Here is a 13355-nt window from a genome sequence, read left to right as displayed (position 1 = left end):
CGGGTGCGGTCAGTGCCCCCGGTACAGCGCCTCGATCTCGTCGGCGTAGCGCGTCGCCACCGCCTCGCGTTTGATCTTCAGCGTCGGGGTGAGTTCGCCTTCGGCCTCGGTGAGGTCGCGCGGCAGGATCCGGAAGGTCTTGACCTGTTCCGCCCGGGACACCGTCGCGTTCGCCCGGTCCACGGCGGACTGGATCTCGCCGCGCAACTCCGGGTTGTCGCGCTGCTCGGCGACCGGCAGGTCGGGCAGGCCGCGCGCGGCCCGCCACCGCGACCAGGCGTGCTCGTCGACGGTGACCAGCGCGGTCACGTACGGGCGGCGGTCGCCGACCAGCATCACCTGGCTCACCAGCGGATGCTCGCGGATCGCGTCCTCGATCGGCGCCGGCGCGAGGTTCTTCCCGGCCGCGGTCACCATGATCTCCTTCTTCCGGCCGGTGATCCGCAGATAGCCGTCCTGGTCGAGGCCGCCGAGGTCGCCGGTGCGCAACCAGCCGTCGCTGGTGAACGTCTCCCGGGTGGCGTCGGGGTTGTTCCAGTAGCCGGGGAAGACCACCGGGCCGTGCGCGAGGATCTCACCGTCGGCGGCGACGCGGATCCGCACGCCGGGTATCGGGCGTCCGGCGGTGCCGATGCGCATGGCCGACGGGGGGTTGACCGTCAGCGCCGGCGAGGTCTCGGTCAGCCCGTACCCCTCCAGCAGCGCCATCCCCGCGCCCCGGAAGAAGTGCCCGAGCCGGTCCGCCAGCGGCGCCCCGCCGACGATCGCCAACCGGCACCGCCCGCCGAGGGTCGCGCGCAGCTTCCGGTACGCCAGCAGCTCGAAGACCGCGTGCGCCAGGCGCAGCAGCGGCCCGGGCCCGCGCGGGGCGTCCAGCGCCCGGCTGTAGCGCACCGCCACCCGGTCGGCGAGCTCGAACAACCGCGCCCGGTTGGCCTCGTCGGCCTTCTGCCGGGCCCGGTTGTACATCTTCTCGAACATCCGGGGCACCGCCAGGATGAACGTGGGGCGGTACCTGCGCAGTTGGTCGAGCACGCCGCTCATGTCGGCGCTGTGCACCATGGTGGCCCGGCTCTGCACCATGCCGACCTGGATCAGCCGGGCGAACGCGTGCGCCAGCGGCAGGAACAGCACCGTCGAGGCGCCCGGGTGCAGCAGGTCCCGCAGCACCTCGACCGCGCCGGTGACGTCGCAGTGGATGTTGCGGTGGGTCAGCACGCAGCCCTTCGGCCGGCCGGTGGTGCCGCTGGTGTACACGATGGTCGCGACGTCCCCGCCGGTCACCGCGCGCCGCCGGGCGTCCACCCGCGCGTCGTCGACGGCGCGGCCCTCCCCGGCCAGGGCGATCAGGTCGCCGCCGTCGATCCGCCACACCCGGCGCAGCGCCGGCAGGTCGTCCCGGAAGCCGGCGAGCATCCCGGCGTGCCCACCGGTCTCCAGCACGCAGCCGACCGCGCCGGAGTCGGTGAGGATCCACCGCAGCTGGTCGGCGCTGGAGGTGTCGTAGATCGGCACGGTGACCGCGCCGATCGACCACAACGCATAGTCGACGAGCGTCCACTCGTAGCGGGTGCGGCTCATCAGCCCGACCCGGTCGCCGTGGCCGATGCCGGCGGCGACGAACCCGCGGGCCAGGGCGAGCACGTCGTCGCGGAACTGCCGGCAGGTCACCGGCTGCGGGCCGGTACGCAGCGGGCGCGGCGCCGGCCAGGACCGGGGCACCGGGTCCGGGCGCAGGAACTGCACCGTCTCGGGCGCCGTCTCGGCGTTCTCCCACACCACGTCGGCCAGGCCCACCGACCGGGCCTCGGCGACCACCGGTTCGACCGACACGTCCTGCACGTCAACTCCCCCGTTCATCCGTCACCGGCACGCGGGGGCCCGCCGGGGTGGCTCCGCGGCCATCATGGCCCGACCGGCGGTGCGGGCGGCGGCGAACGGCGAAAGTGCGCTCGCCGCGGTCGGCGTTCTCGGGCCCGGACGCGGCGGGTGGGACGATTGTCGGCTTCGCCGGCGCGCGACCGCCCCGGCATTTCGGCACTCGTAGGAATTCTGCACAGACCACAGAAAAATCGAAGGATTCCGTTGCATCCCGGCCACCTGCCGGAAAGGATCGACCCAACCCACCGGTGATTACTCCCGGGCGCTCCCCGATCCGGTCCGCGCCCGGCGCCGGCGTGGGTCCAGGAAAGGAGCACGCGTGCAGTTTCATTCGACGCCGACGATTCTCCGACCCCGGAAGGCGCTGGCCGCCGTCGCGCTGACGGCGCTGGCCGGCTCGATCCTCGCCGCCCCGCCCGTCTCGGCCGCCGCGCCCGAGGGGCCGGGCGAGGGCAGCTGCCGGACCGCCGACGACCCGTCCTGGTCCGGCTGGAGCAACCACGAGCAGGTGGGCCAGCGGTTGGCGCAGATCGAACAGACCAGCGGCGGACGGGTGGACGTCGAGGTGGTCGGGCACTCCCCGCAGGGCCGGGAGCTGTGGGCGGCCCGGGTCGGCACCGGCGACAAGGTGCTGCTGGTCACCAGCGCCATCCACGGCAACGAGCGCACCGGCACCGAGGCCCTGCTCGGGATCCTCAAGCACCTCGGCAGCAGCGGCGACGCGCAGACCCGGAGCATCCTGAACGAGATCACCTTCGTGGCGATGCCGATGGTCAACCCCGACGGCGGGGAACTCAACCGGCGGATGAACGTGCGGTCCTGGGACGAGACCGTGGCGCAGTTCCCGCAGCTGGCCGGCGCACCCCGGGCCTGGTACCACCGGCTCAGCGGGGACGGCATCGACCTGCCCGGCTACGACCTCAACCGGGACTTCAACCCGGACCTCGACTACGTGCCGCGGGCCGCCGACCTGCCCGGGCGGGACACCGACGCCGGGTTCTTCCTCTCCCCCGAGTCGCGCGCGATCCGGGACGTCTACGTCGGGCTGCGCGCCGAGAAGGGCGCCGTCGACGCGTACGTGGACCTGCACCACATGGGCCCGTGCGACCGGCTCACCGGTGGCGAGCAGGACGGCCGGCTGATCTCCGTGTCGCTGGACTACCCGCCGCTGGGCGTGCAGGACGGCGCCGCGTACCGGGCGGCCTGGCCGGCGCTCGACCAGGACAAGTCCCGCCGGTACGCCCTCACCGTTGCCAACGGCCTGCTGGCGAAGTACGGCAACCAGTCCAAGCTGGCCGCGGTGGGCCGGTACTTCCACCCGGACGCCCGCGAGTACGCGGGTCAGGGCCGGTCCGCGTTCGCCCTCAACGGCACCGGGACGGTGCTGTTCGAGGTGCGCGGCCAGCAGGACGACCTGGGCCAGAAGCAGCACGGCATGCTGGTGGAGAGCGTGCGTACCGGGGTGGAGTCGCTGCTCGCCGGCCTGGCCGACGGCACCGTTGACCGGGTCGACGGGGACGACTTCTTCGACCTGCCCGACTACGGCTGGGACACCGCCGCCGACTGACCAGGGCAGCGCGGCCGGGGCGGCGTCGACCGCCCCGGCCGCCGGCTGTCGGGATCAGGCGGGGATCGCGTCGACCAGCTTGCGCAGCAGCGCCTCGTTGGCGGCGGCGTCGTCGTTGAAGCTGCTGATCTGCACCGTGTAGGCACCCGCCTGGCTGATCACCACGGCCTCGGCTTCGGTCCCGCCGGCGGCGAGGTAGCCCTGGTCGCCCCGGTCGATGTCGGACACCCGCTCGAACCGCTTACCGGCCTGCTCCCTGCTGTAGTCGTAGGTCGCCTGACCGGCCACCTCGGAGGCGAGGGTGATGGTCAGGATCGCGACCCCGTTGTCGTCACGGAACAGGCAGTTGCCGTCGGCGTGCATCGTCCGCCCGACGAGGTCCGAGGCACGCTCCGGGGTGAACGGGCAGGACGGGCGCTCGACGGCCGCCGGGTCGCCGTCGACGAGGCCGTCGCCACCGTCGACCTGCTCCGCCGCCCCGGGCGAACCGTCCGGCCCGTCGGAGCCACCGCAGCCGGTCAGAGCCAGCGCGACCGCCAAGGCCGCCGGCGCGATCCACCGCCGCATGTCCACCCCTCGCTCTCGTACGCGTCGACGACACCGGGCGCCGACCGCCCCCGGTCCGCTCGGCCGGGCCGCCCACCGGTCGCCGCCGTCACCGTCGCCCCGGACGGTTCGGCACGCCTCGACGCTAGCTTTCCCACCACCGTCGCCGAATCGGGGAAATCCCTATCTACTGACCGGCCCGGTTCCGCCGGGATCGAGGGCTTCCGGCCGGCCACCGGTGGCGGCGCGGATCATCGACGCGGTCCGACGATCATTTCCGGATGCGCCGCGAAATGATCAGAAAATCGTCGCGCGCAGAACAGTTATTGCTTCCGGGTTAACGAAGTATGACGATTGATCAGGGGGCCCTTCCCATAAGGAGGTTCTTCATGACCGAAGTGACTGAGGCCCCGGACGTCCGCAGCTATCCACTGGGAAAGAGCCGCCCTCCGCTGGCCGTGGCGGACCTGCCCGAGCCGGAAGAGGTGTTCGGCGTACGCAAACTCGGGCTTCCGCAGCTGTTCAAGTACGCGCTCGGCCCGAGCCTGATCGCGCTCGGCATCTCCATCGGCAGCGGGGAGTGGCTGCTCGGCCCGCAGGCGGTGGGCCAGTTCGGCTTCGTCGGGGTCGGCTGGGTGATCCTCGTGTCGGCCGTGCTCCAGACGTTCTACAACGTCGAGTCGTCCCGGTACGTGATGGCCACCGGCGAGGCGCCGGTCGTCGGATGGGGGCGCGTGCCGCCCGGCTACCTGCTGTGGGTGCCGCTGGCGGTGTTCCTGGTCATCTTCGCGTTCATCGCCGGTGGCTGGGCCGCGTCCGCCGGGCAGGGCCTGTACGCGCTGGTCCACGGCGAGGTGCCGCCGGCCGGCGCCGAGGAGCCGCGGCTCTGGGCGATCGGCCTGCTGGTGCTGGTCTTCCTCATCACGGCGGCGGCCCGACGGATCAGCCGCACGCTGGAGCTGGCCAACTGGCTGATGGTCGGCACCATCCTGGTCGCCCTGCTCTTCATCACCCTGCTCGTGGTGCCCGGCAGCCTGTGGTGGGAGGGCATCCGCGGGTTCTTCACCCCGGCCGCGCCGCCGGCCGGCATCACCGCTACCCAGCTGGGCGGGCTGGCCGGCTTCACCGCGCTCGCCTCCGGCCTGAACTGGTACGTGATGGGCCACTACCGGGACAAGGGCTACGGCATGGGCTACCGCACCGGCTACATCTCCGGCCTGCGCGGCGACCGGCGTGAGCTGCTCGCCAGCGGCGTCACCTTCCCGGACGACGCCGCCAACGCCGCCCGCTGGAAGCGCTGGTACCGGCTGCTGCTCACCGACATGTGGGGCATCTTCTTCGTCGGCGCCATGCTGGGCATGCTGCTGCCCACCATCCTCATGGCGCAGGCGGTGGAGCTGTCCGGCGAGACGCCGACCACGGCCACCGTGCCCACCTTCGTGGCCACCGCGCTGGAACCCGAGTACGGGCAGGTGATGTTCTACGGCATGCTGCTGATCGGCGTGCTGATCCTGTTCAGCACCCAGCTCGGCATCTTCGAGGCGATGGTGCGGGTGACCACCGACGCCGCGCACGCCACCAGTCCCCGGCTCCGTCGCCTGCTGGAGGGCGACCCCCGCCGGTTCTACTACCCGTTCATGCTCCTGCTACTGGTGATCATCGCGGTCATCCTGCACCTCGCGCTGCCGGTCAGCCTGGTGCAGTGGTCGGCGAACATGTCCAATCTGGGCGCACTGATCTTCCCGTTCATGCTGATCTACCTGAACCGCCGACTGCCCCGCGCGGCGCGCCCCCGCTCGTGGCACCACGCACTGCTAATCGTCAATGTCATCTTCTTCGGCTTCTTCTTCGTCAACTTCATCGCCGACTTCGTGGGCGACCCGCTGGTCACCTTCTGACCGGTCGGATCCACCGACGGCGCCCCTCCCGCCGCCAGCGGGAGGGGCGTCACGGCACCAGGTCGGTGACCGGCCGGGCGCGGATGGAGGCGTCCAGCACCTGCGCGGTGTGGGCCAGGGCGACCGTGCCACCGAGCCGGGCGGCCGCCGCGGCCACCTGCATCAGGCAGCCCGGGTTGGCGGTGACGAGCAGCTCGGCGCCGGTGGCCAGGACGTCGCGGGCCTTGCGCTCCCCGAGCTGCGCCGCCGGCTCCGGGTTGAGCACGTTCCAGACGCCCGCCGATCCGCAGCAGATCTCCGGGTCGGCGATCTCCCGCAGTTCCAGCCCGGGTATGCCGCGCAGCAGCTCGCGGGGTTGTGCCCGTACCCCCTGGGCGTGCGCCAGGTGGCAGGCGTCGTGGTAGGCGACGGTCACCGGCAGCGGGTGCCGCCGGGCCACCGGGCCCAGCTCGACGAGCAGCTCGGCCAGGTCGCGTACCTTGCCGGCGAAGGCGGCCGCGCGCTCGGCGTACGCCGGGTCGTCGCGGAGCAGGCCGCCGTACTCCTTCAGCGACGACCCGCACCCGGCGGCGTTGACCACGAACCGGTCGATGCCGGCGGCGTCGAAGACGTCGATCAGCGCCCGGGCGAACCGCCGCGCCTCCGCCGAGCGCCCGTTGTGGACGCTGAGCGCGCCGCAGCAGCCCTGCCGGTCGGGCAGGACGACCACCTCGCAGCCCTCCGCGGCGAGCACCCGGGCGGTGGCCGCGTTGACGTCGGGGAAGAATGCCCGCTGCACGCAGCCGGTGAGCATACCGACCCGCGCCCGCCGCTCGCCGTGCGCCGGCAGCCGGGCCGGCAGCCGGGCCGGGCGCCCGAGCGTGGGGGCGAGCGATTCCAGGGTGGCCAGCGTCGGCGCCAGCCGCGCCGCCAGGCCGCTGCGGCGTACCAGGCGTCGCAGCCCGCTGGCCTGGTACGCCCGCAGCGGCCCGCGCAGCAGCCGCAGCCGGCGCGGGTACGGGAACACCTGGAAGATGGCGGCCCGCAGCAGCCGCTCCCGGCGCGGCCGGGGGTACCGGCGTTCCACCTGCTGCCGGGTGTCCTCGATCAGCCGGTCGTAGCGGACCCCGGACGGGCACGCGGTCACGCAGGCCATGCAGCCCAGGCAGCGGTCGAAGTGCCGCACCATGGACGGGGTCAGCGGCTCGCCGTCGAGCCCCTCCTCCATCAGGTAGATGCGCCCGCGCGGGGAGTCCATCTCCTCGCCCCAGAGCAGGTAGGTGGGGCAGGTGGGCAGGCAGAAGCCGCAGTGCACGCAGTCGTCGATCAGGTCCCGGCGGGGTGGGTGGTGGTCGTCGAAGGCCGGCGCGCCCGGTGGGCCGGCGACCGGCCCGAGCACGTCCGGTGGGGCGCTGGCGGGCCGGCTGCCCGTGGGCCGGGCGACGCCGCGCCGGGCCGGGAGTTCGCTCGCCATCTCAGATCCCTCCGACGAAGCGGCCGGGCGCGAACCGGGCGTCCGGGTCGAACTGCGCCTTGACCCGGTGCATCAGTTCCAGTCCACCGACCGGCCCCCACAGGTCGACCCGGTCGCGCACCGCCGCCGGCGCGGTCAGCACCACGGCGTGCCCGCCGGCGGCCGCCGTCGCGGCGCGCAGGTCCGCGACGATCCGGGCCACCGCGTCGGGCCGGGCGGCGCCGGGCAGGCCGGCGTAGAGGACGCCGGTGCCCGCCGAACCGCTGACCCGCACGGGAATTCCGTGCCGCCGCCCCGCCGCCCGGGCGGCCGTGAGCAGTCCCGGGACGCCGGAGAGCGCGGCGGTCAGCTTCAGCCCGACGTCGCCCATCCGCCACGGGTAGGCCGGCCACCACGGCGGCGGGGTGTCCGAGGCGGTCGCGGCGGCGCCGAGCAGGCGCCGGGTCGCGGCGACCCGCTCGCGGACGCCGGACGGTGTGCCCTCGATCAGCACCGCGACCTCGACGCCGCCGTCGGGCGGGGCGTGCACCTCCAGCGCGCTGGGCACGAGTTGCGCGCCGAGCACGGCGGCGACCAGCCGACCGGCCTCCGCCTCGCCGTCCACCGGCCGACGCACGTACCCGCCCGCGGCCGGCAGCGGGTGCAGCCGGAAGGCGCACTCGGTGATCAGGCCGAGCGTGCCGTACGAGCCGGTGAAGAGCTTGCCGAGGTCGTAGCCGGCGACGTTCTTCACCACCTTGCCGCCGGCGTGGGCCACCACCCCGTCCGGCCGCACCACGGTGATGCCGATCAGCAGGTCCCGGACGGTGCCGTAGCGCATCCGGCGCGGCCCGCTGGTGTTCACCGCCACCGCGCCGCCGACCGTCGCGCCCGCGCCGCCGGGCAACGCCGGCGCGTCCAGGGCCAGTTGCTGTCCCGCCGGGGCCAACCGGGCCGGCAGGTCCGCCAGTCGGGTGCCGGCCCGCACGACGACGATCAGGTCGCCGGCGGCGTGCTCGACCACCCCGGTGAGCCGCCCGGTGTCGACGACCAGGTCCAGCCGGCGGGGCGGGTTCGCCCAGTCCTGCTTGGTCAGGCCACCGGCGACGACGACGGCGAGGCCGTGCGCGGCCGCCACCCGCAGGACGGCGGCGGCGGCCTCGGTGGAGCCGGGCGCGGCCCGGTAGCGGGCCGGCACCCCGGCCACCGCGTCGCCGGCGCCGGCCGGGCGGACGGCGTCGGCGTCGCCGGCCGCGTCGCGGAGGGCGGCCAGCACGTCGCCGGACATCAGAACAGCTCCGCCAGGCCGGCCTCCTGCGCCGGGTGGGCGCCCCGGCGCCGGCCGGGCACCTCACCGCAGAGCCGGGGTGTCGGGAAGACCTTGCCCGGGTTGGCCAGCCCGCGCGGGTCGAAGGCGCACCGCAGCAGCTGCATGGTGTCGAGGTCGTCGTCGGTGAACATGCGCGGCATGAAGGTCACCTTGTCCATGCCGACGCCGTGCTCACCGGTGATCGAGCCGCCGTGCTCGACGCAGAGCTCGAGGATCGCCCCGGAGACCTCCTCGGCCTGTTCGGCCTGGCCGGCCACGCCGTCGTCGAAGAGGACCAGCGGGTGCAGGTTGCCGTCGCCGGCGTGGAAGACGTTGGCCACCCGGACGCCGCGCCGGGCGGCGAGCTCGGCGATGCGGCGCAGCACCTCGGGCAGCGCGGTGCGCGGGATGACGCCGTCCTGGACGATGTAGTCGGGGCTGATCCGGCCGACCGCGGCGAACGCCGACTTGCGCCCCTTCCAGATCAGCGCCCGCTCGGCGTCGTCCGCGGCGACCCGGATCTCCCCGGCGCCGTTGTCCCGGCAGAGCCGCTCGACCTCGGCGAACTGGGCGTCCACCTCGGCCGCCGGACCGTCCAGCTCGACGATCAGCACCGCGCCCGCGCCGGCCGGGTAGCCGCAGCGCACCGCCGCCTCGGCGGCGGAGATGGCGAGCGCGTCCATCATCTCGATCGCCGCCGGCACCACCCCGGCCGCGATGACGGCCGAGGTCGCCGCCCCCGCCTCGTCGGTGGACGGGAAGGCGGCCAGCAGCGTACGGACCGACTCGGGCAGCCGGACCAGCCGCACGGTGACCTCGGTGGCGATGCCGAGCGTCCCCTCGGAGCCGACGAACGCGCCGAGCAGGTCGTAGCCGGGCGGGTCCGGGGCGCGACCGCCGAGGCGTACCAGGTCCCCGTCCGGAGTGACCACCTCCAGTCCGGTGACGTGGTTGGTGGTGAACCCGTACTTCAGGCAGTGCGCGCCGCCGGAGTTCTCCGCCACGTTGCCGCCGATCGAGCAGATCTGCTGGCTGGACGGGTCGGGGGCGTAGTAGTAGCCGTACGGGGTGGCCGCCCGGGTGACCTGGAGGTTGATCACGCCGGGCTCGACCACGGCCCGCTCGTCGGCCGGGGCGACCTCCCGGATGGCGCGCAGCCGCGAGGTGACCACGAGCACCCCGTCGGCGTGCGGCAGTGCCCCGCCGGACAGGCCGGTGCCGGAGCCCCGGGCGACGAACGGCACCCCGGCGTCCACGCAGGCCCGGACGGTCGCCGCGCACTCGGCGGCGGTGCCCGGCAGGGCGACCAGAGCGGGGATCACCTTGTACTGGGCGAGCCCGTCGCACTCGTAGGTGCGCAGCTCCTGCCGGTCGGTGATCACGTGCTCGGCGCCGAGGACCGCCCGCAGGGTCGCGGCGAGGGTGCCGATGTCCGTCGTGGTCATCGCCGGCCTCCCGTCGCGGTCGCTGGTGGTCAGGGCAGCCGCTCGTACGCGGGCAGGGTCAGGAAGTCCACGAAGTCGTCGGCGACGGCGACCGCCATGAACAGCGACCGCGCCTCGGCGTAGTCGGCCGGGTCGCCCGGCAGCTTCGCCAGTTCCTCGTCGGCGAGCCGCTCGACCAGGTCCCGGTCGACCTTCTCACCGGTGTCGTCGAGGGTGACGCCGTTGTGCAGCCACTGCCACACCTGCGAGCGGGAGATCTCGGCGGTCGCGGCGTCCTCCATCAGGTTGAAGATGGCCACCGCCCCGGTGCCGCGCAGCCAGCTCGCCAGGTACTGGATGCCGACGCTGATGTCGTTGCGCAGCCCGGCCTCGGTCCGTTGGCCGGGCGTGCCGCGCACGTCGAGCAGCTGGGCGGCGGTGACCCGTACCTCGTCGCGGGTCCGGTCGAGCTGGTGGGGCCGGTCGCCGAGCACGCGGTCGAACACCTCGCGGCAGACCGGCACCAGATCGGGGTGGGCCACCCAGGAGCCGTCGAAGCCGTCGCCCGCCTCCCGGGTCTTGTCCTCGCGGACCTTCACCAGCGCGGTCTCGTTGACCTGCGGGTCGCGGCGGCTGGGGATGAAGGCGGCCATCCCGCCGATCGCGTGCGCGCCGCGCCGGTGGCAGGTCCGCACCAGCAGTTCGGTGTACGCGCGCATGAACGGCGCGGTCATGGTCACCGCGTTGCGGTCGGGCAGCAGGAAGTCCCGTCCCCGGGTGCGGAACTTCTTGATGACGCTGAACATGAAGTCCCACCGGCCCGCGTTGAGGCCGGCGGAGTGCTCGCGCAGCTCGTGGAGGATCTCCTCCATCTCGAACGCCGCCGGGTAGGTCTCGATGAGCACTGTCGCCCGGATGGTGCCGCGCGGGATGCCCAGCCGCTCCTGGGCGAGCAGGAACACGTCGTTCCAGAGCCGCGCCTCCAGGTGGCTCTCCAGTTTGGGCAGGTAGAAGTACGGCCCGGAGCCGCGGTCGAGCTGCCGGGCGGCGCAGTGGAAGAAGTACAGGCCGAAGTCGACAAGGCTGCCCGAGGTGCGTTCGCCGTCGACCAGGATGTGCTTCTCGGTCAGGTGCCAGCCGCGGGGCCGGACCACGATGGTCGCCAGCTCGCCGTCGCGCAGGGCGTAGCGGCGGCCGTCCGGGGCGGTGTAGGAGAGCGTCCGGTCGATCGCGTCGCGCAGGTTGAGCTGGCCGCCGATCACGTTCTCCCACAGTGGCGTGTTGGCGTCCTCCTGGTCGGCGAGCCAGACCTTCGCGCCCGAGTTGAGGGCGTTGATGGTCATCTTCGCGTCGGTCGGCCCGGTGATCTCCACCCGGCGGTCGACCAGGCCGGGCGCGGGCGGAGCCACCCGCCACTCGCCGTCACGGACGTGCCGGGTCTCGGGCAGGAAGTCCAGCAGCTCACCGGCGGCCAGCGCCGCCTCGCGTTCGGCGCGCCGGGCGAGCAGCTCCCGCCGTCGGGCGTCGAAGGCGCGGTGCAGCTCGGCGAGGAAGGCGAGGGCCTGCGGGGTGAGGATCTCCGGGAACCGGTCGTGCCGGGGGCCGGCCAGTTCGACGCCGTCGGGCATACCCATGACGCGCTCCTCACCGTCGAGGGCAGATGCAGTCGGATCGATCGACGGGATGCTGGCGTCGACTCTAGTGCCGAGGTGGACGGACCGCGAGGGTCGCCGGCCCGTCCCTGCCCGATCAGATCTTCCACAGCGCTACCCGGTCCCGCCCGATCCACCCGTCGCTACGCTGCGGGGTGGGCGGGCGACAGCCGCTGGCACCGGGCGCCGGGATCAGGGGGTGTGGTGCGGCGCGGAAGGCTCGGGGCTGAACGGCCACTCCTCGAAGGCCAGGCACCGGCCGTCCGCGGTGAACGTGAGGATCCACAGATCGCGGAACACCTGGGGGCGAGGGCCGCCGTATCGCACTTCCAGCCGTACGACCGCCTGCGGGTCGTCGACGGCGATGATCTGGAAGTCCATCTCGAACTCCTCGCCCGGCCCGGCGCGTTCGGCGTCCCACAGCCTGCGGATGGCGTCGAGACCCCGATGCGGCTCCTGGAACGGCGACATCTGGTAGGTGGCGTCGCTGGTGAAGAGCAGGTCGAGCTGGTCGGTTCCCGCCGTCCGCCAGGCGGATTCATAGGCCCGGATCCAGGCTGCTACGCCAGACCTGTCGGTCATCGCGGGCTTCCCTTCTGGCGGCGGCGCCGGGGTGGACCGCTGCCGGACCAGTGTCGCAGCGTCGGGACACGAGACGGAGGAAAAGGCGATCGCCGGTTTCGGGACGGTCGACGACCCCGCCTGGCGACCACGCGGTAAGCCTGACTAAAGTCAGGTATATGGACTCCCCGCTCATCGCCGCGGTGCGGCGGTTCAACCGGACGGTCACCCAGCGGGTCGGCGCGCTCGACGACGAGTACATGGCCCGCGGCCGCCCGCTGGCGCAGGCCCGGCTGCTCTGGGAGATCGGCCCCGGCGGCGCCGAGGTCGCCGCGCTGCGGGTCCGGCTCGGGCTGGACTCCGGGTACCTCAGCCGGCTGCTGCGCACCCTGGAGAGCGACGGGCTGGTCACCGTCGGGCCCGCCGAGCAGGCCGGCGACCAGCGGGTCCGCACGGCCGTGCTGACCGCCGCCGGCCGGGCCGAGTGGGCCGAACTCGACAAGCGCTCCGACGAGCTGGCCTGGTCGATCCTCGCGCCGCTGACCGAGGCGCGCCGGGAACGGCTGGTCGCCGCGATGGCCGAGGTCGAGCGGCTGCTGGTCGCCTCGATGGTGGTGATCGAGCCGTGCCCGCCGGGCGACCCGCGGGCCCGGGCCTGCGTGCGGGCGTACGCCCGGGACGTCGGGCGCCGGTTCGACGACGGGTTCGACCCGGCGCTGAGCAACCCGGTGCGCGACGAGGAACTGGTCCCGCCCGCCGGCGTGTTCCTGCTCGCCACCCTCAACGCCGAGCCGGTCGGCTGCGGCGCGGTGAAGCTGCACCCGGGCGCGCCCGCCGAGATCAAGCGGGTCTGGGTGTCGGACACCGTGCGCGGGCTCGGCATCGGCCGGCGGATGCTGGGCGAGCTGGAGCGCTACGCCGCCGAGCGGGGCTGGACCACCGTCCGGCTGGACACCAACCGCAACCTCACCGAGGCGATCGCGATGTACCGCGCCGCCGGCTACCGGGAGGTCGAGCCCTACAACACCGAGCCCTACGCGCACCACTGGTTCGCCAAGGACCTGGCCCCGGTGGGACCGTGACCC

General features: G+C 73.7%; 10 protein-coding genes. 3 read left to right on the top strand and 7 right to left on the bottom strand.

The genetic code is table 11. The annotated features are described in order from the left end of the window. Positions 1–9 precede the first annotated feature (9 nt). A complete protein-coding gene (locus tag Q3W71_RS26275; RefSeq protein ID WP_302922151.1) occupies positions 10–1842 on the bottom strand; it encodes a long-chain fatty acid--CoA ligase in 1833 nt (610 codons plus the stop codon). A 358-nt stretch (positions 1843–2200) separates the two neighbouring features. Between Q3W71_RS26275 and Q3W71_RS26270 the strand changes: the two genes are divergently transcribed. Further along, the gene (locus Q3W71_RS26270; protein WP_302922150.1) at positions 2201–3448 is read left to right on the top strand and encodes a M14 family zinc carboxypeptidase; all 1248 of its coding nucleotides are present in this window, start codon (positions 2201–2203) and stop codon (positions 3446–3448) included. A gap of 54 nt (positions 3449–3502) precedes the next feature. Here Q3W71_RS26270 and Q3W71_RS26265 read toward each other — a convergent pair whose 3' ends face one another. Next, the gene (locus Q3W71_RS26265; RefSeq protein ID WP_302922149.1) at positions 3503–4015 is read right to left on the bottom strand and encodes a hypothetical protein; all 513 of its coding nucleotides are present in this window, start codon (positions 4013–4015) and stop codon (positions 3503–3505) included. A 368-nt stretch (positions 4016–4383) separates the two neighbouring features. On the opposite strand from Q3W71_RS26265, the gene Q3W71_RS26260 reads away from it, so the two are divergent. Beyond that, complete coding sequence (locus Q3W71_RS26260; RefSeq protein WP_302922148.1) at positions 4384–5892, top strand: Nramp family divalent metal transporter; 1509 nt, start codon at positions 4384–4386, stop codon at positions 5890–5892. 49 nt (positions 5893–5941) lie between these two features. Here the strand turns inward: Q3W71_RS26260 and Q3W71_RS26255 are convergent, their stop codons facing one another. The 5 genes from Q3W71_RS26255 to Q3W71_RS26235 all read right to left on the bottom strand — a co-directional run bounded on the left by Q3W71_RS26255 (position 5942) and on the right by Q3W71_RS26235 (position 12291). Next, positions 5942–7345 carry a (Fe-S)-binding protein gene (locus Q3W71_RS26255; RefSeq protein WP_302922147.1) on the bottom strand — a complete coding sequence of 468 codons (1404 nt, stop codon included), beginning with the start codon at positions 7343–7345 and terminating at the stop codon, positions 5942–5944. A 1-nt stretch (position 7346) separates the two neighbouring features. Continuing rightward, entirely contained in the window at positions 7347–8612 is a 1266-nt protein-coding gene (locus Q3W71_RS26250) for an FAD-binding oxidoreductase (protein WP_302922146.1), read from the bottom strand. Next, complete coding sequence (locus Q3W71_RS26245) at positions 8612–10078, bottom strand: FAD-linked oxidase C-terminal domain-containing protein (RefSeq protein WP_302922145.1); 1467 nt, start codon at positions 10076–10078, stop codon at positions 8612–8614. Before Q3W71_RS26245 ends, Q3W71_RS26250 begins: the two co-directional genes overlap by 1 nt. Positions 10079–10107: 29 nt before the next feature. Beyond that, complete coding sequence (aceB, locus tag Q3W71_RS26240; protein WP_302922144.1) at positions 10108–11691, bottom strand: malate synthase A; 1584 nt, start codon at positions 11689–11691, stop codon at positions 10108–10110. A gap of 210 nt (positions 11692–11901) precedes the next feature. Next, the gene (locus tag Q3W71_RS26235; RefSeq protein WP_302922143.1) at positions 11902–12291 is read right to left on the bottom strand and encodes a nuclear transport factor 2 family protein; all 390 of its coding nucleotides are present in this window, start codon (positions 12289–12291) and stop codon (positions 11902–11904) included. 158 nt (positions 12292–12449) lie between these two features. Between Q3W71_RS26235 and Q3W71_RS26230 the strand changes: the two genes are divergently transcribed. Beyond that, complete coding sequence (locus Q3W71_RS26230) at positions 12450–13352, top strand: helix-turn-helix domain-containing GNAT family N-acetyltransferase (RefSeq protein WP_302922142.1); 903 nt, start codon at positions 12450–12452, stop codon at positions 13350–13352. Positions 13353–13355: the final 3 nt, after the last annotated feature.

Source organism: Micromonospora sp. C28SCA-DRY-2 (genome assembly GCF_030519475.1).
In the GTDB taxonomy this organism is placed as follows: domain Bacteria; phylum Actinomycetota; class Actinomycetes; order Mycobacteriales; family Micromonosporaceae; genus Micromonospora.
Note: the sequence above shows the minus strand (reverse complement) of the source record. Positions and strands in the feature narration are given on the sequence as shown.

What these genes read in the sequence shown, in the direction of transcription:
- Q3W71_RS26265 (WP_302922149.1), bottom strand. Translation starts at nt 4,015, where the DNA reads ATGCGGCGGTGGATCGCGCCGGCGGCCTTGGCGGTCGCGCTGGCTCTG.
- Q3W71_RS26230 (WP_302922142.1), top strand. Translation starts at nt 12,450, where the DNA reads ATGGACTCCCCGCTCATCGCCGCGGTGCGGCGGTTCAACCGGACGGTC.
- Q3W71_RS26255 (WP_302922147.1), bottom strand. Translation starts at nt 7,345, where the DNA reads ATGGCGAGCGAACTCCCGGCCCGGCGCGGCGTCGCCCGGCCCACGGGC.
- Q3W71_RS26250 (WP_302922146.1), bottom strand. Translation starts at nt 8,612, where the DNA reads ATGTCCGGCGACGTGCTGGCCGCCCTCCGCGACGCGGCCGGCGACGCC.
- Q3W71_RS26245 (WP_302922145.1), bottom strand. Translation starts at nt 10,078, where the DNA reads ATGACCACGACGGACATCGGCACCCTCGCCGCGACCCTGCGGGCGGTC.
- aceB (WP_302922144.1), bottom strand. Translation starts at nt 11,691, where the DNA reads ATGGGTATGCCCGACGGCGTCGAACTGGCCGGCCCCCGGCACGACCGG.
- Q3W71_RS26235 (WP_302922143.1), bottom strand. Translation starts at nt 12,291, where the DNA reads ATGACCGACAGGTCTGGCGTAGCAGCCTGGATCCGGGCCTATGAATCC.
- Q3W71_RS26260 (WP_302922148.1), top strand. Translation starts at nt 4,384, where the DNA reads ATGACCGAAGTGACTGAGGCCCCGGACGTCCGCAGCTATCCACTGGGA.